Annotated in this window: 12 protein-coding genes; 7 read left to right on the top strand and 5 right to left on the bottom strand. The window is 70.6% G+C overall.

Features of this window, described 5'->3' with window-relative positions; translation table 11 throughout:
• The 4 genes from C7444_RS05930 to C7444_RS05915 all read right to left on the bottom strand — a co-directional run.
• The coding region (locus C7444_RS05930) for an efflux RND transporter permease subunit (RefSeq protein ID WP_110399916.1) at positions 1–2303 on the bottom strand (2303 nt) is incomplete at its 3' end.
• Positions 2300–3418 (bottom strand): WD40/YVTN/BNR-like repeat-containing protein, encoded by a 1119-nt coding sequence (locus C7444_RS05925; RefSeq protein WP_110399915.1) that lies wholly within the window; start codon positions 3416–3418, stop codon positions 2300–2302. The genes C7444_RS05925 and C7444_RS05930, both read right to left, overlap by 4 nt.
• 13 nt (positions 3419–3431) lie before the next feature.
• Positions 3432–4790, bottom strand: a complete 1359-nt coding sequence (locus C7444_RS05920) for a DUF1329 domain-containing protein (RefSeq protein WP_110399914.1) — start codon at positions 4788–4790, stop codon at positions 3432–3434.
• Between the two features lie 27 nt (positions 4791–4817).
• Positions 4818–6527 carry a DUF1302 domain-containing protein gene (locus C7444_RS05915; protein WP_245909425.1) on the bottom strand — a complete coding sequence of 570 codons (1710 nt, stop codon included), beginning with the start codon at positions 6525–6527 and terminating at the stop codon, positions 4818–4820.
• 339 nt (positions 6528–6866) lie between these two features.
• Here C7444_RS05915 and C7444_RS05910 point away from each other — a divergent pair, with 339 nt between their 5' ends.
• The 5 genes from C7444_RS05910 (at position 6867) to C7444_RS05890 (ending at position 19661) form a co-directional block, all read left to right on the top strand.
• On the top strand, positions 6867–7775 hold the full coding sequence (locus C7444_RS05910) for a LysR family transcriptional regulator (RefSeq protein WP_110399913.1): 909 nt from the start codon (positions 6867–6869) through the stop codon (positions 7773–7775).
• Positions 7776–7926: 151 nt separating this feature from the next.
• Positions 7927–9498, top strand: coding sequence for a methyl-accepting chemotaxis protein (locus C7444_RS05905; protein WP_110399912.1), 1572 nt, complete (start codon positions 7927–7929; stop codon positions 9496–9498).
• 139 nt (positions 9499–9637) lie between these two features.
• The gene (locus C7444_RS05900; RefSeq protein ID WP_170130648.1) at positions 9638–11917 is read left to right on the top strand and encodes a GGDEF/EAL domain-containing response regulator; all 2280 of its coding nucleotides are present in this window, start codon (positions 9638–9640) and stop codon (positions 11915–11917) included.
• A 27-nt stretch (positions 11918–11944) separates the two neighbouring features.
• The gene (locus C7444_RS05895) at positions 11945–17191 is read left to right on the top strand and encodes a trifunctional serine/threonine-protein kinase/ATP-binding protein/sensor histidine kinase (RefSeq protein WP_170130647.1); all 5247 of its coding nucleotides are present in this window, start codon (positions 11945–11947) and stop codon (positions 17189–17191) included.
• A 121-nt stretch (positions 17192–17312) separates the two neighbouring features.
• Entirely contained in the window at positions 17313–19661 is a 2349-nt protein-coding gene (locus C7444_RS05890; protein WP_110399909.1) for a putative bifunctional diguanylate cyclase/phosphodiesterase, read from the top strand.
• Here the strand turns inward: C7444_RS05890 and C7444_RS05885 are convergent, their stop codons facing one another.
• A complete protein-coding gene (locus tag C7444_RS05885; RefSeq protein ID WP_170130646.1) occupies positions 19662–21038 on the bottom strand; it encodes a replication initiation protein in 1377 nt (458 codons plus the stop codon).
• Between the two features lie 722 nt (positions 21039–21760).
• Here C7444_RS05885 and C7444_RS05880 point away from each other — a divergent pair.
• Together C7444_RS05880 and C7444_RS05875 are read left to right on the top strand one after the other, a co-directional pair.
• Positions 21761–22870: a ParA family protein gene (locus C7444_RS05880; RefSeq protein WP_110400050.1), complete on the top strand. Its 1110-nt coding sequence runs from the start codon at positions 21761–21763 to the stop codon at positions 22868–22870.
• 1 nt (position 22871) lies between these two features.
• On the top strand, positions 22872–23972 hold the full coding sequence (locus C7444_RS05875) for a ParB/RepB/Spo0J family partition protein (RefSeq protein WP_110399907.1): 1101 nt from the start codon (positions 22872–22874) through the stop codon (positions 23970–23972).
• Positions 23973–23988: the final 16 nt, after the last annotated feature.

Raw genomic sequence — 23988 nt, 5'->3', positions numbered from 1 at the left:
AACATGAAGGCCAGCAGCAGGCCCATGTCGGCCTGGAACTTGATGGGCGAGAACACCCAGGTGGCCACGCCCACCGCCAGCGTCAGGCCGGTCAGCAGCACGACGCGGCCGGTGAAGTGCAGCGCGATGCGGTAGCTGCGCGACAGGCTGGCGCCGCGGCGCAGCTCGCCCAGCATGACGCTGAGGATGTAGAGCGCGTAGTCCACGCCGATGCCCACGCCCAGCGCGATGACCGGCAGCGTGGCGACCTTGACGCCCATGCCGAAAGCCACCATCAGCGCCTCGGCCAGCACCGAGGTCAGCATCAGCGGCAGCACCGCCACCACCACCGCGCGCCAGGAGCGGAAGGTGATGAAGGCCAGCACCACGACCGCGGCATAGACCAGCAGCAGCATGCGGTGCCAGGCCTCGCGCACGACGATGTTGGTGGCCGCCTCGATGCCGGCCGAGCCCGCGGCCAGCAGGAACTTCGCCTTCGGGCCGTCGTTGGCCGCCGCGAAGCGGTCCACCGTGTCGATCAGGCCGTTGAGCGTCGCCGCCTTGTGGTCCTGCAGGAAGGCGCTGACGGTCAGCAGGTTGCAGCTGTCGTTGTAGAGCCCGCGGGGCGCGTTGCCGGTGACCATGTTGAGCATGGCCTGGTTGGGGATCAGGTCGAACCAGCGCGGCTGGCCCTCGTTCAGGCCGGTCAGCACCAGGCGGTTGAGGCGGGCCAGCGACTGGGTCGACTCCACCCCGGGCAGCTGCTGCAGCTGCCACTCGAGCGCGTCCACGCGCATCAGCGTGTCGTGGTCGGCGCAGGCGCCGTCGGGGGTGCTCACCATCACGGCGAACACGTCGCTGCTGGCCCCGTAGTGGGCGTTGACGAAGACGACGTCGCGGTTGTAGCGCGAGTCCGCCCGCAGCTCGGGCGCGCCGGGGTCCAGGTCGCCGATGGCCAGGTGGCGGCTGACGCCATAGCCCCCCAGCGCCAGGGCCAGCGACACCAGCACCGCCGGCAGCGCCCAGCGCCGCTCGGTGAAACGCTCCAGCAGGCGGAACAGCCCGGCCGGCTCGTGGCCCCCGGCGCTGGCGAAGTCCTGCTCGCCGTGCAGGCTGCGCCGCGCGGCCGCCGGGCTCACGCCGGTGTAGCTCAGCAGGATGGGCAGCACGATCAGGTTGGTGAAGATCAGCGCGGCCACGCCGATGGAGGCGGCGATCGCCAGCTCCTGGATCACGCGGATGTCGATGGCCAGCAGCACCGCGAAGCCCACCGCGTCGGCCAGCAGCGCGGTCAGGCCGGCCAGGAACAGGCGGCGGAAGGTGTAGCGCGCGGCGATCCACTTGGGCACGCCGCGGCCGATGTCCTGCATGATGCCGTTCATCTTCTGCGCGCCATGGCTCATGCCGATGGCGAACACCAGGAAGGGCACCAGCATCGAGTACGGGTCCAGCGCATAGCCCAGCGACGGCAGCAGGCCGAGCTGCCAGACCACCGCCACCAGCGAGCTGAGCACGACCAGCACGGTCGAGCGCACGCAGCGCGTGTAGCCGTAGACCATGGCCGCGGCGATCAGGATGGCCAGCACGAAGAACACCACGACCTGCCTGAGCCCGGCGATCAGGTCGCCGACGACCTTGGCGAAGCCGGTGATGTGCAGCGTCACGCCACGGGCCTCGTGGCGCTCGCGCAGCGCCTCGAGCTGGCGGGACAGCGCCACGTAGTCCAGCGTCCGGCCATCGGCCGTGGTGGCCAGCAGCGGCACGTGGATGACGCTGGAGCGGCCGTCGAGCGCGACGATCTGGCCGATCTCGCCGGAGCGCTGCACGTTGGCGCGCAGCTGCTGCAGGCTGGCGGCCTGGCCGTCGTAGGCGTCGGGGATGACCGGCCCGCCCTCGAGGCCCTCCTCGGTCACGCCGGTCCAGCGCATGTTGGGTGTCCAGAGCGACTTCATCGCCGCGCGGTCCACGCCCGGGATCAGGAAGACCTGGTCGTTGAGCGTGCGCAGCGTCTCGAGGTAGCGGGCGTCGTAGATGTCGCCCTCGGGGTTGGCCACCGCGATGCGCACCGCGTTGCCCAGGCCCTTCAGGTCGGCCTGGTGGGCCAGCCAGTTGACGATGTAGGGATGGCCCTGGGGAATGGTCTTCTCGTAGCTGGCGTTGAGCTGCAGCCGGGTGGCCTGCCAGCCCAGCAGCACGGTGACCAGCGCGCAGACCAGCAGCACGATCAGGCGGTGGTTGAACAGCGCGCGCTCGACCAGCGAGCCCGACTGGCGGTCGAAGCTCAGCGTCTGTTCGCTGACGGTCAGGGGAATCGCGGGTTTCATCGCAGGCTCACTCGGGTGATGCCGTTCCAGCCGGCGATCAGCATCCGGCCGTCGTCGAGCCGGAGCAGGTCGGCAGGTTGCTGGGCGGCGGTCTGCGCCGCCAGTTGCAGCGGCGCTGCGGCCGCGGTCGGCCGCAGCAGCTGGCCGGCCTGGTTGGCCAGCCACAGCGTGCCGTCCCGGTCACGGGTCAGCGCGGTCACGCTGGCGGGCACGGGGCTGGCCAGCGTGGCCCAGCGGCGGCCCTGGTCGTCGCTGCGCAGCACCGTGCCGCGCAGCCCGGCCAGCACCCAGGCCCCGGCCGCATCCCGGCCGACGCCGAAGTAGCTGCCGGCATACGGGGTCGGCACGCGGCGGTAGCTGCGCCCGCCGTCGCCGGAGTGCAGCAGCAGGCCCTGCTCACCGGCGATCAGCACCGTGTCCTCGTGGCGGTCGATCGTGTAGAGGTGGGCCCCCTTCGGGTTGTCGAGCCGGTCGCCCTGCGGCGTCCAGTGGCGCCCGCCGTCGGTGGTGGCCAGCACCAGGCCGAAGGCGCCGACGACGAGACCCTCCTGCTCGCTGCGGAAATGCAGGGCCAGCAGCGGCTTGTCGGCGCCTTCCTCGACCGCGCGGCGGGCTTCGGCCTCGGCCCGGGCGTCGCCCCGGCGCACCGCGTCGGCCAGCAGCAGCTGCGCGATCGCCCGCCCCTCGAGCTGGCGGGTCCAGTGCTCGCCGGCGTCGTCGGTGCGCAGCACCACGCCCTGGTGGCCCACCGCCCAGCCGACCCGGGCCGTGACGAAGCGCACCGCCGTCAGCGTGACGCTGACCGGCACCGACGCCGCCTGGCGCCAGGTGGCGCCGTCGTCGTCGGACAGCAGCACGACCCCGTGGCTGCCCACCGACACGGTGCGCGCGCCGGCCCGCGCCAGGCCGAGCAGCATCGCGCGGCGCGGATCCCTGAGGACCGTGGCGGGCCGCTCCAGCGGACCGGCCACCGGAGCCGCCCCGCCCGGAGCCGCCTCGGCCCGGACCGGCCCGACCCCGGTGCCGGCCAGCAGCAGCGCTCCGAGACATGCCCGTCGACGGCGGTCGATGCCCGCCGCCCCGGGCCCCTGTTCCACGCGATGTGTTGCGCTCATGCCCGGTGCGTGCTCAGCGCACGCCCTCGCCGGTCAGGGCCTCGGGCGTGAAGACCGTGTCGCTGTAGCGCGGCATGATCCGGTACTGCTCGGCGGAGTCGTTCATCGCGCCGTCGTAGTACCAGGCCCCCGAGATCAGGTCGTAGAAGCCGAACATGCCCGGCGAGGTCGTCGCCGGCAGGTCGGGCATCACCACCGGGTTGGAGAAACCCATCTGCCAGAGCTGGCCATTGGCGTCCCAGTGGTCGGCGAGCACGGCGATCCAGGTGTCCTCGTCGAGGTAGTAGCGGCGCTTGGGCGCGAGGTGGCGCTTGCCGGCGGCCACCGTGGCCTCGATCACCCAGACGCGGTGCAGCTCCCAGCGCATCGCGTCCGACGCCAGGTGGTGCTTGTCCAGCGCCTTGGCTTCGGGCGTGGCCAGCAGCTTGTTGCCGTTGTAGGGGATCAGCATCTCCTTCTTGCCGACGATCTTCCAGTCGAAGCGGTCGAGGCGGCCGTTGAACACGTCGGTCTGGTCGAACATGGAGATGCCCGCGCTGGCCGGGGTGGGCGTGTCGCAGCAGGCGTTGGGCACCTTGCGCACGCGGCGCTGGCCGGTGATGTAGGCCCAGACCTGGGTCTTGTCGCCGACCATGTGCTCACGGCCGACCACCCCTTCGCCGGCACGCAGCGGCGGGCCGGAGTTGATCAGGCGGATGGACCAGAACTGGCCGTCGAACTTCTCCGGGCTGCCGTCCTTGAAGTAGTAGGGCATCTGGAAGTCGCCCGAGGCCACGGTCGTGACCACGTGCTTGCCGTCGCCGGTGCCCTGGATGCCCTTGACCGCCACGTGCCAGGCCTCGCCGCGCCAGCGCAGCGAGTGGTTCCACATCGCCTCGGCGCCGCTCTTCGGGATGGGGAAGGGAATGCCGCCGTAGGCGTTGCTCGGCACCAGGTCCTTGAGCTCGGCCTTGACCGCGTTCCTCGCGGTGTTGTCGTAGACCCACTGCGGCGCGGCCGCGGTGCGCCGGGTCGGGTAGACGTCGACGCGGAAGCTGTCGGGGTACTTCTTCAGCATGGCCTTGACGCCGTCGGTCAGCCGGTCGGCGTGCTGGTCCATGTTCTTGGCGGTGATCTGCAGCAGCGGCTTGTCGGCGGCGAACGGATCGGCCCGCTTGCCGCCGTTCCTGAAGCCCGGGATGGCCGTGGTGTGGCCGCCCGTCCAGGCCGGGATGCTGCCGTCCTTGTTGCCGGCCTTCTCGGCGCCCAGCGGCGTGAGGTCGGTCTTGAGGCGGGCGGCTTCATCGGCGCCCACCGCCGACCAGGCCGGGGACATGAAGGCCGTGCTGCAGGCCAGGGTGATCGCCAGAGGCAGTGACTTGAGGGGGAACATGGAAGGGGTCTCCGGAAGATCGGGGGATCAGAACGTGCGGCGCAGGTTGAACGACAGGTAGTCGCGGTCGGCGTAGTACTGCTTGAACGAGCGGTGGCCGTTCTCGATGAACGGCCCGGCCGGCCCCATGTAGTGCGTCAGGTTGAGGCCGAAGCGCCACACGTCCAGGTAGGCGCCGTTCACGCCGATGCTCACGTCGCCGGTGCCCGCGCCCATGAAGGCGCCGACGGTCGACGAGTTGCCCCACAGGCCGTAGCCCACGCCCACCGGCACGCTCAGGTCCAGGCCCGGCAGCACCTGGCGGTACTTGGGCTCGAACACCACCCGCAGGTTCGCCGCGTCACGCGAGGCGTTGGGGTTGAGCGCCGCGGCGTTCTTGCTGATCGACAGGCGGCGGTTCCACGCCACCTCGCCGACGAAGTCGGCCTCGCGGGCCAGGAAGGTCGGGCCGATGCTGGCGATCCAGTTCACCTGTGCATGGGCCGACTTGCCCACCGCGTACAGCGGATTGCCGCTGTTGTCGGCGCCGGCCACGTCGACCTGCGCATCGCTGTCGAGCGGCGTGTTGCTGCGCATGGACACCTCGCCCGACAGGTTGACGTTGCCCAGCGTGGTGCTGAAGCTGCCGCCGACCGCGCGGATGCCCTCATGGAAGGCCCACTGGTAGGTGCCCACCTGCAGACCGCTGGAGGAGGCCACCGGCGTGGCGGAGGGGTGCAGGTAGAGGCCGGACGGGCCGTGGTCGTGCCACTGCACCGCGTAGAGGCCGTAGTCGACGTCCTCGACGTGGAAGCGCACCTGCACGCCGCCCTGGCCGGACCGCCTGGCCTTCATGTCGGCCTCTCGGGCGAAACCGACGTTGCCGGCCGGCGAGTGGCCGACGATCAGCCGCTCGCCGCCGGTGGCCAGCGAGTCCATGAAGGAGTAGTAGCTGCCCGAGCCCGGCAGGCGGTCGCTCTTCCAGTCGAGCATGTAGTAGCCGCCCACGGTCACGTCCTCGGAGACCTGCAGCTGTGCCGACAGCTGGTTGATCGGCATCATGAATTCCTTGAACTGCGCGTTGGGCACCGTCGCGGCCTTGACCACGTCGATCGAGGCCTGCGCCGCCGCGATGCCGTTGGCCCCCAGCATCAGGCTCTCGCCGTAGAGCAGCGTGTGCTTGCCCAGGCGCACCGAGGCGTTGGTCGAGCCGAGCTGGAACTTGCCGAACACGAAGGCGTCGAGCAGGTCCGCGCTGCCGCCGTGCAGCTTGCGCGTGGCCTCGGTGAACTGGTCGTGCTCGACCGAGGTGGCGTTGGCGGTCGACGCCGAGTCGTTGTCGTTGCGCCCGCGCTGGTAGACCCGGTCGTACCAGCCCGCGCCGGAGATGCGCGCGCCGAAGCCCTGGTAGGAGACGTCCAGCTCGCTGAGCAGGTCGAGGCGGTTCGAGACCAGGCCGCGGCGGAAATTGCGGCTGCCGTCGTCGGTGTTGGGGAAATAGCTCGACGACGTGGTGTCGTAGTTCGAGCCTCCGACCACCGACGACGAGGGTCCCTTGACACGAAAGCCGGTGCTGTACTTCAGCGTCGTGTCCCACAGCACCTTCAGGTCCGGGTGGCCGGTGTCGACCTCGAAGGCGCGGGCCGCGCCCGGGCTCAGGGCCAGCAGCACGGCGCTCATCAGCGCACCGGGCAGCAGGGGGATGCCGGGCGCGCGGCGGGGCCGACTCGGGCGGATGCAGGTTCGGGCGAGGTTCACTGGGGGTCTCCTGTGGGGCGGTCGGAAGCGTTCGCAGCACGCTCTGCGGCGTGGTCAGCCGCCCGGCAGGGCAGCGCTGCGCCCTGCCGGACGCGCGGAGCGCCGGCATGGCCTGGAGGGAAAGCGGGATCGGAACGGCGCGAGGGCCGGGTTCCGGCGCGCGGACGGATCAGTCCGGGCGGGTGCGCGGCGGCGGCGCGGTGGCGCGTGGATTCATGTCGGTCTCCGGTGTTCTTGGTGTTTGATGTGTCGCAATCCTAGAAGTCATTACCATCCAGGCAAATCAATTACTTTCGACACCATCATCCGATGGCATCGAAAGACAGGAGACCCCATCCCATGCGCCTCGGCCACTTCGACCTCAACCTCTTCGTCACGCTCGACGCGCTGCTCGACACCCGCAGCGTCAGCCGCGCGGGCGAGCGCCTGCACATCGGCGCCTCGGCCACCAGCAGCGCGCTGGCGCGGCTGCGCGAGCACTTCGGCGACGAGCTGCTGGTGCAGGTCGGGCGGCGCATGGAGCTCACGCCGCTGGCGCAGAACCTGCGCGAGCCGGTGCGCGACCTGCTGCTGCGCTCGCAGGCCACGCTGGCGGCCAAGGCCGACTTCGACGCCACGCGCGAGCAGCGCCGCTTCGTCTTCAACGCCTCGGACTACGCCACCACCGTGCTGCTGACGCCGCTGGCGCAGCGCCTGGAGACCGAGGCCCCGGGCATCTCGATGGACGTGGTCAGCCTGGGCGACAGCAACCTGCAGCGCCTCGAGCGCGGCGAGGTCGACTTCGCGCTCTATCCCGAACGCAACGCGAGCGACCAGCACCCGATGCAGCAGCTGATGTCCGAGAGCTACACCTGCGTGGTCTGGACCGGCCATCGCCTGCCGGCGCAGGGCCTGAGCTTCGAGCACTACATGGCCTCGCGCCACGTCGCCGCGCAGTTCGGCGACCAGCGGGTCGCCACCTTCGAGAGCTGGTTCCTGTCGACCCACGGCGTGGCCCGCGAGGTGGTGGTCACCGCCAGCACCTTCAACTCGCTGCCCCCGCTGGTGGTGGGCACGCAGCGCATCGCCACCATGCACACCCGCCTGGCACGCATGTACGCCCGCATCCTGCCGATCCGCCTGCTGCCCCCGCCCTTCGAGATCCCGCCGCTGCACCTGGTGATGCAGTGGAACCGCCACAACACCCAGGACGCGGCCCATGCGTGGTTGCGCCAGCAGCTGATCGCGGTGGCGCAGGACGCGGCCTGAGCCCCGCCCGCCTCCGCCCGGCCGGCGTGTCACGAAAACTTCATTGAATCCGCGACCGGCACGCCCGATACAGACTCCAGCGGCGGGGGATCCCGCGGCGACGAACCGGCCCCGGCAGGGGCCGGCCTGAAGTCGATCGAGCCAGGACGCCATGAACATCGACAGGAAAGTCCCCCTCGCCTTCGCACTGGCGCTGCTGCTGACGCTGGCCGCGGGCCTGGGCGGGCTGTTCATCAGCAGCCGGTCGCTGGACACGCTGCGGGCCGACGTGCTGGAGCGGGTCGCCGACGAACGGGCCACCGCGGTGATGGTCAGCCACTTCAAGACCCAGGTGCAGGAATGGAAGAACCTGCTGCTGCGTGGCATGGACGGCGCGCTGCTGGAGCGGCACTGGAGCGCCTTCCAGGACGAGGAGAAGGCCGTCGCCGAGGGCGCGCAGGCGCTGAAGGCCCGCCTCCGGGACCCGGCGCTGCGGGAGCTGCTGGAGCGCTTCATCGCGGCCCACCGGCAGATGGCCACCGGCTACCGGGCCGGACTCGAGAAGTTCAAGGACAACGGGCTGGAGCCGTCGATCGGCGACCTGATGGTGCGTGGCATCGACCGCGAGCCGGCCCGGCTGCTCGACGCGCTGCAGCAGCAGATCGCCGCCCACAGCGCGGACATCGCGGCCGAGGCCTTCCGGCAGGGGCGGCAGGCGGTCGGCTGGAGCGTGGGGCTGATGCTGCTGGCCACGGCGCTGGGCATCACCATCGGCCTGATGCTCAGCCGCTCGGTGGTGCAGCCGCTGCGCCACGCCATCGAGGTGGCCAGCGACGTGGCGGGCGGCAACCTGACCCGGGTCATCCACGTGCCCGGGCGGGACGAGACCTCGCAGCTGCTGCAGGCGCTGGCCCACATGCAGGACCGGCTGCGCCAGCTGGTGGGTCAGGTGCGTGACAGCGCCGAGACGGTGGCCAATGCCAGCGCCGAGATCGCCCACGGCAGTGCGGACCTGGCGATGCGCACCGAGCAGCAGGCCGCGGCCCTGCAGCAGACGAACGCCTCGATGGAGACGCTGGGCAGCTCCAGCCACCACAACGCCGTCGATGCCCGCCAGGCCTGCGACCTGGCGCAGCAGGCCAGCGGCGTCGCCCGCCAGGGCGGCCAGGTGGTGCACGAGGTGGTCGACACCATGCACGGCATCGGCGAGGACAGCCGGCGCATCGCCGACATCATCGGCGTGATCGACGCCATCGCCTTCCAGACCCATCTGCTGGCCCTCAACGCCTCGGTCGAGGCCGCCCGGGCCGGTGCGCAAGGCCGGGGCTTTGCGGTCGTCGCCGACGAGGTGCGCACCCTGGCGCGGCGTTCGGGTGACGCGTCGCGCGACATCAGGGCCCTGATCGCCTCGAGCGGCGACCGGGTCGAGCGGGGTCGCGCGCTGGTCGACCGCGCCGGCAGCACGATGGAGCAGGTCGTGCTCGCCATCGGCCAGGTCCACGACCTGGTCACCCGGATCAGCCAGGCCAGCGGCACGCAGAACGAAGGGGTCCGCCACATCGGCCTGGCCGTGCAGCACATCGACCAGGGCACGCAGAAGAACGCCGCGCTGGTCCAGGAGACCAGCGCGGCCGCGGAGAGCCTGAGGCGGCAGGCGCAGCGGCTGGTGGGCACCGTCGGGGTGTTCCGCTTCGAGCCCCCTCGCCTCAAGAAGCCTGCGTGCGCTCCGATACAACCCTGGTGACCACCCCAGGGGTGGCGCGACGGCCCGGGCATCGCGGGCCGCGAGACGGGAGGTTCAGGCCGGGTGGTTCACACTGCAGGACTTGGCTGCCGTCGGTGTCCGCCCCCGTGGGCACCGGGCCACGCACGAGGAACGCATGATGAACCTGCCGACGAACCGCCGCATCCTGCTGATCGACGACATGCCGTCGATCCACGAGGATTTCCGCAAGCTCCTGGCCGTGTCCTCCGACGCGATGGACCTGCTCGACGACGAGGCCCTGCTGTTCGGCGACAGCGCCGCGGCCGAGCAGATCGAGTTCGAGCTCGACTCGGCCTACCAGGGACAGGAGGGCCTGAGCCGGGTGCAGCAGGCGCTGCAGCAGGGCCGGCCCTACGCGATGGCCTTCGTCGACATGCGCATGCCGCCGGGCTGGGACGGCGTGGAGACGATCGAGCGGCTGTGGCAGGCCGATCCACGCCTGCAGGTGGTGATCTGCACGGCCTACACCGACCACGCCTGGGAGGACGTGCTGCGACGCCTGGACGCGCGCGACCGCCTGCTGGTGCTGAAGAAGCCCTTCGACACCATCGAGGTGCTGCAGCTGGCGCGCACGCTGGTCATGAAGTGGTCGCTGAGCCTGCAGGCGCAGTCGCAGATGGACGGGCTGGAAGCGGCGGTGAGGCAGCGCACCCGCGAGCTCAGCGACGAGGTGCAGGCGCGCCGGCAGGCCGAACTGGCGCTGCGGGTGCGGGACCGGGCGATCGAGGCCGCGGTCAACGCCATCATGATCACCGACCACCTGCGGGCCGACCAGCCGATCGAATACGTCAACCCGGCCTTCGAGCGCATCACCGGCTACCCGCCCCAGGAGGTGCTCGGACGCAACGCCCGTTTCCTGCAGGGCGACGAGTCCGAGCAGCCGGCCCTGCGCGAGATCGCCGCCGCCGTGCGCGAGGAGCGTGAAGGCCACGGCGTGTTCCGCAACCGCCGCAAGGACGGCAGCGCGTTCTGGAACGAGCTGCACATCGCGCCGGTGCGTGACGCCGAGGGTGCGGTGACGCACTTCGTGGGCGTGCTCAACGACGTCACCGCCGCCCGGGACCACCAGCAGGCGCTGGAGTTCCAGGCCCGCCACGACGCGCTGACCGGCCTGCCCAACCGCCTCATGCTGCGCGATCGGCTGGACCAGGCCATCGCGCACGCCCGGCGCATGCAGGAGCGGGTCGGCGTGCTCTGGCTCGACCTGGACCATTTCAAGTTCGTCAACGACAGCTACGGACACCCGGTCGGCGACGGCCTGCTGGTGGCGCTGTCGACCCGGCTGCGCGAGACCATGCGCCGGTCGGACACGGTGGCCCGCCTGGGCGGCGACGAGTTCGTCGTGCTGCTGCCGGGCATCCACCGGGCCTGCGATGCCTCCGCCGCGGCGCAGAAGGTGCTCGACGCGCTGGCCCCGCCCTTCGAGATCGACGGCCACCTGCTGCACGCCAGCACCAGCGTCGGCGTGAGCCTGTTCCCCGAGGACGGCGACAGCAGCGAGGCGCTGCTGATGCATGCCGACACCGCGATGTACCGGGCCAAGCACGATGGCCGCAACGGCTTCCAGTTCTACAGCCGCGAGATGAGCGAGCAGGCCCGCGAGCGCGAGACGCTGGCCCGGGCGCTGCACACCGCCGTCGACGAGAACCAGTTCGAGCTGCACTACCAGCCCAAGCTGGACCTGGGCAGCGGCCGCGTCACCGGCGTCGAGGCGCTGATCCGCTGGCGCCACCCGGCGCTGGGCATGGTCCCGCCCTCGAGCTTCATCCCGATCGCCGAGGAGACCGGCCTGATCGTGGACATCGGCGACTGGGTGCTGCGCACCGCCTGCGCCCAGGCGCAGGCCTGGCAGCAGCGCTGGCAGCTGGGGCTGTCGGTGGCGGTCAACGTGTCGCCGCGGCAGTTCCGCCAGCACGACCTGCCCGCCACCGTGCGGCGCGTGCTGGACGATTCGGGCCTGGCCGGCGGGCTGCTGGAGCTGGAGCTGACCGAAAGCCTGCTGATGCACCAGACCGACGCGGTGATCGAGACGCTGCGGTCGATCAAGTCCATGGGCGTGTCGCTGGCCCTGGACGACTTCGGCACCGGCTTCTCCAGCCTGAGCTACCTGCGGCGCTTTCCGCTCGACCTCATCAAGATCGACCGCGCCTTCGTCGCCGGGCTGGCCAGCATCGAGGCCGACGAGGCCATCACGCGCGCCATCATCGGCATGGCCCACGCGCTCGGCATGGCGGTGGTGGCCGAAGGGGTGGAGACGCCCGAGCAGCTGGCCTTCCTGCAGGCCCACCGGTGTGACGCCGCCCAGGGCTACCTGCTCGGGCGACCGATGGCCGCCGCGGCGCTGGACGCGCTGTGGCAGGCCCAGCGCAACCGGCTGGACACCCCCCCAGCCCACTGAACACGAGCGAGCCGCACCATGGAGCCGATGGCACTGCCCCCGACCGCCGACACCGACGTGCTGCTGCACCGCAGCACCACCCTGCGGGTGCTGCGCCAGACCCGGCCCGACGGCACGACCGTCATCTGCAAGCAGGCCTTCGGCCCGCAGGCGCGGATGCGGCTGCGCAACGAGCGCCGGGTGCTCGAGCGGCTGGCCGGCGTGGCGGGCGTGCCCCGGCTCGCCCCCGGGGACGAGGCCGACGACCACATCCTGCTCGAGGACGACGGCGGGCAACGGCTGTCGCAGCGCGAGGCCGGCACGCCGATGGCGCTGCCGGAGCTGCTGCGCCTGGCCGGGCGGCTGGCGCGCATCCTGGCGGCGGTGCACCAGCGCGGCGTGCAGCACCGCAACCTGCATCCGCTCAACATCGTGCTGACCGGCGCGGACGACACGCCGGTGCTGATCGGCTTCGAGCACGCCACCACCTCGGCCGAGGAGCAGCCCGGTTTCATCCACCACAGCCTGGTGACCGGCACGCTGGCCTACGGCGCGCCCGAGCAGACCGGCCGCTCCGGCCTGGGCATCGACCACCGTGCCGATCTCTACGCGCTGGGGGCCCTGCTCTACGAGCAGGCCACCGGCCGCCCGCCGTTCGTCGAGGCCGATCCGCTGCGCCTGATCCACCAGCACCTGGCCGTGCTGCCGGTGCCCCCGATCGAGCGCCGGCCGGCGCTGCCGGCCGAGCTGTCGGACGTGATCCTGCACCTGCTGGAAAAATCGCCCGACCGGCGCTACCAGAGCGGCCAGGGCCTGGCCCGTGACCTGGCCGAACTGATGCGGCCCGACCCGGCGGCCGACCCGCGCCCGCCGTTCGTGCCCGGTCGCCACGACCACCCGGACTGGCTCGCTCCGCCGTCGCAGCTGGTCGGCCGCGAGCCGGAGCGGGCCGTGCTGGCCTCGGCCCTGGACGCCGCGCTGACCCCGCAGCGCCGGGCCGTGCTGGTGGCCGGGGCGCCCGGCGTGGGCAAGACGGCCCTGATCAACACGCTGCGCCCGCTGGTGACCGCCCGGCGCGGCTGGTTCGTCTGCGGCAAGTTCGACCAGCTGCGCCAGGACCAGGACACCGACGCGATGCACCAGGCGCTGCGGGCCCTCGGCCGCCTGCTGCTGGCCGAGCCTGAAGCGGCGCTGGCGGCCCAGCGGCTGCGGCTGCGCCGCACGCTCGGCCCCAACGTCGGCCTGGTCACCACGCTGCTGCCCGAGTTCGCGCTGCTGCTGGGCGTGGAACCCGACGGCACGCCCGCGCAGGACGTGCTGCTCGCCGGCAGCCAGCTGGTGCAGGCGGTGCTGGACCTGCTGCGGGCCATCGTCTCGCCCGAACGGCCGCTGGTGATGGTCATCGATGACCTGCAGTGGGCCGCCGCCCCGGCCATCCGCACCTTCGACGCGATCCTGACGGATGCACGCCTGACGGGGCTGCTGCTGGTGGGCGCCTACCGGGCCGGCGAGGTCGGGGCCACCCATGCGCTGCAGGCCCGGCTGGACCGCTGGCAGCAGCAGCCGGGCCCGCCCTGGCGCCTGCTGCTGGACAATCTGCCCCCGGACAACCTGACCGAGCTGCTCGCCAGCATGATGCGGCTGCCGCTGCCGCAGGCGGACGCGCTGGCCCGGGCCGTGGCCCCGCGCACGGCGGGCAACCCCTTCGACACGGTGGAGCTGATCAACGCACTGCGGCGCGACGGCGTGCTGGTGGCCGGCGACGCCGGCTGGCAGTGGGATCCCCGCGAGATCCAGGCCCACGTCGGCCGGGGCGAGGTGCTCGAGCTGCTGCAGGCGCGCATCGAGCGCCTGCCTGCGGCCACCATCGAGCTGCTGGAGATCATGGCCTGCCTGGGGGGCGAGCTGTCGCTGGAGCTGCTGCAGGCCGCCAGCGGGCGCGCCCCCGCCGAGGTCGAGGCGCAGGCCGCCACCGCGCTCGACGACGGCCTGCTGGTGATGATCGACGACGGCGTGCGGGCGATCCGCTTCCGGCACGACCGCGTGCAGCAGGCCGCGTACCGCCGGCTCCAGGGACGGGGCGCCTGCCGCCTGCACCTGGACCTGGCGCGCCGCCTGACCCGGCACGCCCATTTCAGGGCGGTGGCGGCCGAGCAGTACCTGCCGGCGGCCGCGCTGATCGACGATGCCGATGAGCGCGGCCGGGCCGCCCGCCTGTTCCACGAAGCCGCCGCCCGCCTGCGCCTGGTCAGCCACGGCATGGTGGAGCGCCTGATGTCGGCGGCCATCACGCTGCTGAGCGGGCTGGCCGGCGACACGGACCGCAGCCTGCGCATCGCCGTGGCCACCGAGCGCCACCTGTCGCTCTACAACCTCGGGCAGCTCGACGAGGCCGATGCGGCCTTCGGGTTCGTCCAGCGGTGCAGCGACGAGGCGCTCGATCAGGTCGAGGCCACCTGCCTGCAGATCGCCAGCCTGACGCACCGCGCCCGCGGCCCCGAGGCCGTGCAGCTCGGCGTGGCCCTGCTGGCGCGGCTGGGCACCGAGGTGCCCACGCAGGACCCCGCGGCGATCGAGCAGGGCCTGTCCGCGCTGTCGGACACGGTCGGCCCGGACGACCGCCACCGCCCGGACGTGAGCGACGCCCGGGTCGTCGCCGTGGCCCAGCTGCTCGACCGGCTGGTGATCCCGACGCTGCAGTGCGCCCCCGACATCAACGCCTGGCTGGCCGTGGAAAGCCGGCGGCTGTGGACCGTGCACGGCCCCTGCCCGGCCCTGGTGCGCAGCGCCGCGCTGAGCATGCCGCTGGTGCTGATGGCCCGCCGCCAGGCCTACGGGGCGGCCCACACGCTGGCCCGGCAGACGCTGTCGGTGGGCGAAGCCCGCGGCTACGAGCTGGCCACGGCCACCGCACGCCACGTGCACGCGATCGCCACCCAGCACTGGTTCGGCCCGCTGGAGGACAGCATCGCCCAGGCCCGCGAGGCACACGAGGCGCTGCTGCGCGGCGGCGACCTGCAGTTCGCCTGCCTGACCTACAACGCCACCACCCCGGCCGTGCTGGACAGCGCACCGGCGCTGCAGACCTGCATCGACGAAGTCGACCGCGGCCTGGCCTTCGCCCAGCGCACTGGCAACGAGTTCGCCCAGGGCATCTACCGCACCTACCGACAGCTGCTGCGCAGCCTGACCGAGCCCACCGAGCCGCCCGGCAGCCTCGACGACGCCTCGTTCGACGAGGCCGCGCGCCAGAGCGGCCGGCTGGCCGTCGGCACGCTGGGCGTGACCTTCCACCTGCTGCGGGCGCTGTCGGCGGCGCTGTTCGACGACCTGCCGCGCCTGCAGTCGCACATCGCCGCGGCGATGCCGCTGCTCGGGGCGATGCCCGGCTTCTACCCGACCGCCTGGGCGCACGCCCTGAACGCGCTGGCGATGGCCGGGCGGATCCGCGCCGCGGCCCCGGGGGCCGACCTGGCCGAGGCCCGCGCGGCCCTGGCCGGCTCAAGGGCCTGGATGACGCAGCGTGCCGCCGACCAGCCCGGCAACTTCCTGCACCTGCAGCACTGGATCGAGGCCGAACAGGCCTGGGCGCTGGGGGACGAGCGGGCCGCGGCCCGGGCGTTCGACGCCGCGATGGACCGGGTGGCGACCCGCTCGCGGGCCTGGCACCGGGCGCTGATCACCGAGCGGGCCGCTCGCTTCCACCTGGACCACGGACTCGTGGCCACCGGCCGCTGCCTGCTGGCCGAGGCGCGGCAGGCCCATGAACACTGGGGAGCGACGGCCAAGGTGCAGAGGCTGATGCTGCAGCACCCCTTCCTGCGCCCGACCGCCCACCGGCCCGAGGCGCGGGAGCCGGCCGACGGCGGACCGACGCCGGCCCGCGACGACCACGCCATCGACCTGCTCGCCGTCGTGCGGGCCTCGCAGCTGCTCAGCTCGGAAACCAGCCTGGAGCGGCTGACCGCCCGGGTGGTGGAGCTGATGGGCGCGATGACCGGCGCCACCGACGTGCACCTGGCGCTGCGGCGGGAGGCGCCGGACGGCTGGCTGGTGCTGGCCGCCGACGCGGCCGCGACGCCGGCGATGCCGCTGGATCTGGCCGGGCAGCAGGGCCTGGTGCCGATGTCGGCCTTCCGCTACGCCGAACGCACGCGCCAGCCGCTGGTGATCGACGACGCGATGCAGGACGACCGCTTCGCCGGCGACCCGCACCTGGCCGGCCTGCAGCGCTGCGCGCTGCTGGTGCTGCCCATCCTGAGCCAGGGCGAGGCCCGGGCGATGCTGCTGCTGGAGAACCGGCTGGCCACCGGCTGTTTTGCCGCCGACCGGCTCGACGCGGTGCAGCTGGTGGCCGCGCAGCTGGCGGTCTCGCTCGAGAACGCCCGGCTCTACGCCGAGCTCGAGGCCCGGGTAGAGCAGCGCACCCGCGAGCTGCAGGACGCCCAGGCCCAGCTGCTCGACACCGCCCGGCGGGCCGGCATGGCCGAGATCGCCACCAACGTGCTGCACAACGTGGGCAATGTGCTCAACAGCGTCAACGTGTCGGCCGACCTGATCGGCAACCGGCTGCGCCAGTCCAAGGTGAGCGGCTTCGGCCGGGCCATGGCGCTGATGAACGAGCACCCGGACGACCTGGGCCATTTCCTGACGCACGACGACAAGGGCCGACGGCTGCCCGGCTACCTGAACCGGCTGGTGCAGGCGGTGGCGATCGAGCAGTCCGAGCTGGCGGCCGAACTCGAGCTGCTGGTCGGCCGGGTCGGCCACATCAAGGACATCGTCGCCACCCAGCAGTCGTACGCCGGCCGCTCGAGCGTGGTCGAGCCGGTGGAGATCGGCAGCCTGGTGCACGACGCGCTGCAGATGAACGAGGCCTCGATGGCCCGCCACCACGTGCGGGTGGAGACCCGGCTGGCCGAGCTGTCCGGGCTGCGCCTGGACCGCTCGCGGGTGCTGCAGATCCTGGTCAACCTGCTGGCCAACGCCAAGAACGCCTGCACCGACCACGGCCGCTCCGACGCGCTGGTGCGCCTGCAGGTCGACCGGCAGGGCGAGCGGCTGCACATCACGGTGTCGGACAACGGCATCGGCATCGCCCCGGAACACCTGACGCGGGTGTTCGCACACGGCTTCACCACCCGCAAGGACGGCCACGGCTTCGGCCTGCACAGCTGCGTGCTGGCCGCCCGGGACATGGGCGGCACGCTGACCGCCCGCAGCGACGGGCCGGGCCGCGGCGCCACCTTCGAGCTGGAGATCCCGACAGGGGGCTCGCAAGCCATGGGTCCGTGACGATCCTGAGGACTCGCCATCGAACGCACGTGACCAGGATCAGACCATCGCATGGTACTCAAGAGTACGTAGAAACTGCACACCCAGGATTCATCGAAGCGATCTATAACCTCGGTTGACCATGCGGTTCCTCTTCCTGTCCCGACTGTCCCCCTTCCGCAGCGTGCGCGGACGGTTCTCGCTGGCCATGGGCGCCAGCGGCATCGTGTTCGGGCTGCTGCTGACCGCCTTCATGGAGTGGCGCTGGGAGGTCGGCATCCAGGAAGGCGCGCAGCGCACGCTGCAGGTGACGGCCCACAAGATCGCGCGCACCCTGGTCGAGGACCTCGACAACCGCCAGCAGGAGATCTCGCTGATGGCCGACCTGCTGTCGAGCACAGGCCTGAGCGATCCCGAGCAGGTGCGCCCGCTGCTCGACGGCCTGCAGAAGCGCCAGCCGGCCTATGCCTGGATCGGCCTGACCGGACGCTCCGGACAGGTGCTCGCCGCCAGTCGCGGCCTGCTGGAAGGCAAGGACATCTCGTCTCGCCCCTGGTTCGCCCATGGCCTGCAAGGCATCTACCTGGGAGACCCGCACGACGCCAAGCTGCTGGCCAGCCATCTGCACATGGGCCCGGACGGTGAGCCACCCCGCTTCGTGGACGTCGCCGTACCGATCCGCGGCCCCCGAGGCGAAGCCCGCGGCGTGCTGGGCGCGCACCTCTACTGGAACTGGGTGCAGGACATCATCCGGACCACCTCGATGGACCTGGGCAACACCGCCTCCATCGAGGTGCTGATCGCCAGCAAGGAAGGGATCTGGCTGTACAAGCCCCGCCACGAGACCTCGACCGACCTCGCGGCACTGGAGCGGCAGGGCGCGTCAGGCACCCACTTCTCGGCCCGGGCCCGGGTCCGCACGAAGGCCGCGGTCGAAGACCTGGCCTGGACCGTGATCGTGCGCGAGGAGACGCGCCACACCTTCGAGTCCATCGCCTGGAATCGCCGCCTGATGCTGCTCTTCAGCGTGATCGTGGCCATGGCCTTCGCCGGCATCACCTGGCTGATCTCGGGCCGGGTGGTGCGCCCCATCGTCGCGCTGGCCGAGATCGCCCGGGCCCACCGCAGCCTGCGCGGCGCCCAGCCAGCCCTCCCGGGCGGCAAGCCGCAGGACGAGACCGGCGTGCTGGGTCAGGTGATGCACCAGCTGGCCTTCCATGACGTGCTGACCGGCCTGGCCAACCGGCGTCAGCTGCGCGACCGCCTGCTGCACGCGCTGGGCACCCGCCAGCGGGGCGCCGTCCTGCTGGTCAACATCGACCACTTCAGCCTGCTCAACGACACCCGCGGCCACGACATCGGTGACCAGCTGCTGATGGAGATCGCCAGCCGGCTCGCCAGCCTCATCCGCCCGGACGACACGCTGGCACGACTGGGCAGCGACGAGTTCGTGCTGCTGCTCAAGGGCCTGAGCGCCCACCGCGAGGAGGCCGAGGCGGTGGCCGGTGAACTGGCGCAGCAGGCGCTGCAGCGCATCCAGGAGCCCGTGACGCTGGGCAACGAGCTCTACCCCTGCAAGGCCTCGATCGGCATCTGCCTGTTCGGCGAGCAGGACACCGATGCCGCCGAACTGCTCAAGCGGGCCGACATGGCCATGTTCGAGGCCAAGCGGGCCGGCCGCAACCGCGTGCGCTTCTTCGACAGCAGCATGCAGGCGCTGCTCGAGCAGCGGGTCCAGCTGGAGCAGCAGCTGCGCCGGGCCATTCCGGACGAACTGGTGCTGATGTACCAGAAGCAGGTCGACGACCAGGGGCAGGTGCTCGGTGCCGAGGCGCTGGTCCGGTGGCGACATCCGGGCATGGGCATGGTGTCTCCGGCCCGCTTCATCCCGCTGGCCGAAGAAACCGGACTGATCATCCCCATCGGGCAATGGGTGCTGGAGACCGCCTGCCGGCAGATCCGGCGCTGGCAGGACCTGCCGCACTGCCGGCACCTGATGCTGGCCATCAACGTCAGCACCCGGGAGTTCAGCCAGCCCGATTTCGTCGGTCAGGTGCTCGACACCCTGGAGCGCACCGGGGCCGATCCGAGCCGGCTCAAGCTGGAGATGACCGAGAGCATCCTGGCCACCGACATGGACGGGGTGGTCGCCAGGATGAGCGCCCTGCGCGCACGCGGGGTCAGCTTCTCGCTGGACGACTTCGGCACCGGCTTCTCGTCGCTGGCCTACCTGAAGAACATGCCGCTCGACCAGCTGAAGATCGACCAGTCCTTCGTGCGCGACGTCACGCGCGACACGAGCGAAGCGGCCATCGTGCGCACCGTCATCGCGCTGGGCCGCAGCCTGGGGCTGGCGGTCATCGCCGAGGGCGTGGAGACCGACGAGCAGCGAGCCTTCCTGGTCGACAGCGGCTGCCGGCACTTCCAGGGCTACCTGTTCGGCCGACCGGCGACGCTGGAGGATTTCGAGGCCGGGCTGACGCCAGGCTGATCAGGCCGGAGCCAGGGCGGCCGGCTGATCCCACTGATCACCATGACGGTCCAGCGCATAGAGGCGCACCATCACCGAACCCAGCACGCCGTGCAGCACGTCGCCCTGGGCGATGCGCCGGGCGACGACCGCGCTGAGCAGCTTCCTGGCCGCCAGCTCCGCCACCGCCAGGTCGACCCACTGCTGACGTCGCGGCGCCTCCATGGCCATGATCTCGGCCTTGATCGAGGCGATCCTGGCATTGAGCCAGGTGGTGTCGGATGAAGCTGGCTGCGGCTGCGGCATGGCCAGCCCTCCGATCTGGACCCGCGGCGCCGGCGCCACGACCGGACCGACCTCGGGGGGACTCTCGAGCTCGACCGGCACGTCGTCGTTGCGCAGCAGCGACCGCAGGTAGGAGTAGGCGTTGTCGATGCTCCTGAGCTTGCTGTTGGCCGCACGACGCTCCAGCGCGTCGATCTTCTCGCGCACCCTCGCCTCGCCGAACTCGCTGATCAGTCCTTCGAGCCGCACCTCGCGGATGCCGAGCGACTCGCCGCGCAGCACCAGATTGGCATCGACCGGACCGTCGTCCTGAGGCTTGTGGCGCAGGGCCTGCCGCTTGAAGCGCACCGCGAACTGGGCCTCGGTGACCGCGCGACCCTGCTTGTGCTCGATCAGCTCGACCTCCAGGTCGGTCTCGCGGTTGATCTCCTCGATCGCGTCCTTGACCCGCTCGGACTTGAACTTGCGCCATTCACGACGCTCCGCGCCCCGGGGCGCCTGGCTCAGGGCATCCGCCCACCACTGCACCGGCTTGCGGCTGGTCAGGCCGGACGGGTTGTGGCGGTAGCGTGCACAGATCTCGTAGAGCGCGACCGCGGCATAGGTGCCCAGCCGGGCCAGGATCGCCAGATCGATGCTGGCCCAGCGGGCGGGCTCGCGCAGCGCGGCCATGATGGTGGGCGGGTAGGACCAGGACACCCAGTTCTCGCCTCGCCGCACCTCGATGGCCACCTCGGAGAGCATCGAGAAGTCGCGCCACTTCATGCCGTCCCCGGGCGCGGTGGTCTCCCAGTCCACCTCCAGGCCGCGCATCTCGCGCAGATAACGTTTGGCGGCGGTGCGATCCTCGCCACTGGAGCCGGTGGTGCGCAGCAGCGCGGGCAGCGGGGCCTCGAACAGGAAATCGGCCGGGGGCATCGCCTCCATCGCGATCAGGCGCGACTGCGCCACCTGCAGCAAGGCGTTGTAGAGGCGGCGCCCCGTCAGCGTCACGCGCTTCGATTTCGGGACCAGCACGATCATCTCGTGCGGCTTGCGCAGCTCGGTGCCTTCACCCGACGAAGGGTCCGCCAGCGGCCCTCCCCCGTCGAGCGACATCTCTTTTTTGTCCATGTCCGATGATATGTCCGTCGACGATTGGACGCAATTCCACTCGAGTTTCGACTGCAAGACCGGGCAGAAGCTGGACATTTCGCCCCTCCTCTGCCGAGAGGACCGGTTAGAAGGTGGACAGATGGAGCGAAGTCGCCTGGCAGCACCGGGTAGATCATGGACAGATCGATGCATCTGCCCCCTGGCCATCGCATGAATTACCCGGGTAAAACATGGTCAGTTCTCGAAAATCCGATCACCTGGCTTGTCCACAGCCTCCACAGCCCCGATAGACCGGGCCGCCGGGACCACCGGGTAGCAGCCGGACACCTTCCGGGCAAGACATGGACGGATGCGGTTAGATCAGGGACGCAAGCGGGTAGAAGCTGGACGAAAGTTCCGTCGCAAAAAGCGCAAGCCTTTGATTTTCAATGAAATTTGAACGTTATCCACAAGGCTTAATCTCTTTAATGTATTTAAGTTCTTCTTGAATCTCCACGGGAAGCTTGAAAGAAGACAAGAACAGGAGCCTGAAGCCGCACAGAAGCGCATCAAGACAGACGCTTCATCTGAAGTTGTGCGATTTTCTGTCGACTCGGCTGATAATCAATTGTTGTCCGCCAGACGGAGCGGACGGAACCAGGACCAGACACCTCATGAGCGACCCACTGCGCACGACCAGAGCCCCCATCAAACGACAGTCACTGGCAGACATCGAACTGCAGGCCGCCCGGATCGCTGCCATGATGGGACAGATCCGGGAAGCCATGCTGCCACCCTCGGCCACCAAGTGCGCCCCCGCCGTCAGCGCCGCACAGCTGGCAGCGCTGTGCAATGTCGACAAGAGCAAGATCTCCTATCGACTGACTCGGGGTGATCTTCCTGAAGGCACGATGTCGGGCAACCGACGGGAATGGAGCATGGCCGATGCCCAGGTGTGGGTCAGGGAGTTCCGCAGCGCCCATCTGCGCCCGGCCAACACTGCCGCCATCACGATCACCGTGGCCAACTTCAAGGGTGGGGTGGCCAAGACCACCTCGGCCGTGACGCTGGCGCAGGGCTTGTCGATGCGTGGCCACAAGGTGCTGCTGCTCGACCTCGACCCGCAGGGGTCGGCGACGACGCTGTTCGGCGTGCTGCCCGACGCCGAGGTCGAGCAGGAGGACACGGCCATGCTGCTGTTCGCGGGTGAACATGATGACCTGAGCTATGCCGTGCGCAAGAGCTACTGGCCGGGCATCGACCTGGTCTGCGCGGCTCCGCTGCTGTTCGGCGCCGAGTTCGCCCTGCCCGCTCGCCAGACCAAGGATCCGGGTTTCGAGTTCTGGCGCTGCCTGGACCGCGGGCTGGACCAGGCTCGAGCCGATTACGACGTGATCGTCATCGACACCCCTCCAGCGCTGTCCTACGTGACCATCAATGCGCTGATGGCCGCCGACGGTGTGCTGATGCCCTTGCCACCGTCGGCGCTGGATTTCGCCAGCTCCGCCCAGTTCTGGGATCTCTTCAGCGACCTGTGCAACCAGCTGATCCGCAGCCGCGGACAGGACAAGACCTTCGAGTTCATCGACGTGCTGCTGTCACGCGTCGAATCGACGGATGCGGCCAGCTCGGTCGTCCGGCAATGGGTGCTCGAGGGCTACACCGAGAAGGTGCTGCCCATCGAGATCCCGAAGACGGCCGTGACCGCCACCGCGGCGGCCGAATTCGGCACCGTCTACGACCTGCCGCGGGGTTCGATGAACGCCAGGACCTTCGCTCGTGCACGGGATGCCTACGACCGGATGTGCGAGCTGATCGAGCAGCAGATCGAGGCGGTGTGGGCCAACCAGGTCGAGCAGTTCGGAGGCTGAGATGGCAACGAGAGAGAACAAGCTGTCCGTGAAGGCTGCACGGCTCAACTTCAGCGGCCTGCCCGGCATGCCGGGCGTCGAGGCGACACCCGTGGCCGAAGCCGCACCACGCCCCAAGACGGCACCGGGGGCGATGATGGCCTACGCCAACGATGCCCGCTCGGAACTGCTCAAGGAGAACGAGGAACTGCGCCTGCGGGCGGCCGAGGCGGCCAGCCTGAAGAACCAGCTCGGTGATGCGCTGGGAGACCTGCAGCAGTGGGAAGGCGCGAAGGCGACACGCTCCATCGATCCCCACCTGGTCATCCGCAGCCGGTTTGCCAATCGGCATGAGTTGAGCTTCTCGACGGCCGAGTTCCAGCAGCTCAAGTCCGAGATCGCCAGTGCGGGCGGCAACGTGCAGCCCATCAAGGTGCGGGCCATCGCGGCCGCCCAGGACGCACCAGCGTCCTACGAGATCGTGTTCGGTCACCGGCGCCACCAGGCCTGCCTGGAGCTGGGCCTGCCGGTCCTGGCCGTGGTCGAGAACCTGGATGACCGCACGCTCTTCGTCGAGATGGACCGCGAGAATCGGGCCCGCAAGGATCTGTCGGCCTGGGAGCAGGGGGTCATGTACCGCCGAGCCCTCAAGCAGGGCCTGTTCCCCTCCAATCGCCGCCTGGCGGAGGCCATCGGCGTCGACCTGAGTGCGCTGGGCAAGGCCCTCGCGCTGGCCGATCTGCCCGAGGCGCTGGTGAACGCCTTCCCGTCTCCGCTGGACCTGCAGTTCCGCTGGGCCAAGCCACTGGCGGACGCATATTCCGCGCATCCGGAGGTTGTCTTGCAACGCGCCAGGGATCTGGCGAAGCAGAAAGGCAAGGTCACGGCCAAGGCCGTCTTCGAGCAACTGAGCCAGGCGGGCACGAAGGGGGTGGAACCGTTCCACCCCCTGCCGACCTGCAGGCTCGAGGTCGATGGACTGGCCGTCGGCGTGATCGAGATGACGCCCAAGGGCGCCATCACCGTGAGCATCGATGCGGGTGTGGTGCCGGGTGAGAGCCTGCCTCGACTCGGGCGGGCGATGGAAGATTTCATCCGGATGCTCCAGAAACCTCAGCCTTGATCTTCAGCTCCGATCA

This window comes from Sphaerotilus hippei (genome assembly GCF_003201595.1).
Classification (GTDB): domain Bacteria; phylum Pseudomonadota; class Gammaproteobacteria; order Burkholderiales; family Burkholderiaceae_C; genus Sphaerotilus; species Sphaerotilus hippei.
This window is presented reverse-complemented; position numbering and strand designations above follow the sequence as displayed.

What these genes read in the sequence shown, in the direction of transcription:
- C7444_RS05920 (WP_110399914.1), bottom strand. Translation starts at nt 4,790, where the DNA reads ATGTTCCCCCTCAAGTCACTGCCTCTGGCGATCACCCTGGCCTGCAGC.
- C7444_RS05895 (WP_170130647.1), top strand. Translation starts at nt 11,945, where the DNA reads ATGGCACTGCCCCCGACCGCCGACACCGACGTGCTGCTGCACCGCAGC.
- C7444_RS05875 (WP_110399907.1), top strand. Translation starts at nt 22,872, where the DNA reads ATGGCAACGAGAGAGAACAAGCTGTCCGTGAAGGCTGCACGGCTCAAC.
- C7444_RS05910 (WP_110399913.1), top strand. Translation starts at nt 6,867, where the DNA reads ATGCGCCTCGGCCACTTCGACCTCAACCTCTTCGTCACGCTCGACGCG.
- C7444_RS05905 (WP_110399912.1), top strand. Translation starts at nt 7,927, where the DNA reads ATGAACATCGACAGGAAAGTCCCCCTCGCCTTCGCACTGGCGCTGCTG.
- C7444_RS05880 (WP_110400050.1), top strand. Translation starts at nt 21,761, where the DNA reads ATGATGGGACAGATCCGGGAAGCCATGCTGCCACCCTCGGCCACCAAG.
- C7444_RS05885 (WP_170130646.1), bottom strand. Translation starts at nt 21,038, where the DNA reads ATGGACAAAAAAGAGATGTCGCTCGACGGGGGAGGGCCGCTGGCGGAC.
- C7444_RS05900 (WP_170130648.1), top strand. Translation starts at nt 9,638, where the DNA reads ATGAACCTGCCGACGAACCGCCGCATCCTGCTGATCGACGACATGCCG.
- C7444_RS05925 (WP_110399915.1), bottom strand. Translation starts at nt 3,418, where the DNA reads ATGAGCGCAACACATCGCGTGGAACAGGGGCCCGGGGCGGCGGGCATC.
- C7444_RS05890 (WP_110399909.1), top strand. Translation starts at nt 17,313, where the DNA reads ATGCGGTTCCTCTTCCTGTCCCGACTGTCCCCCTTCCGCAGCGTGCGC.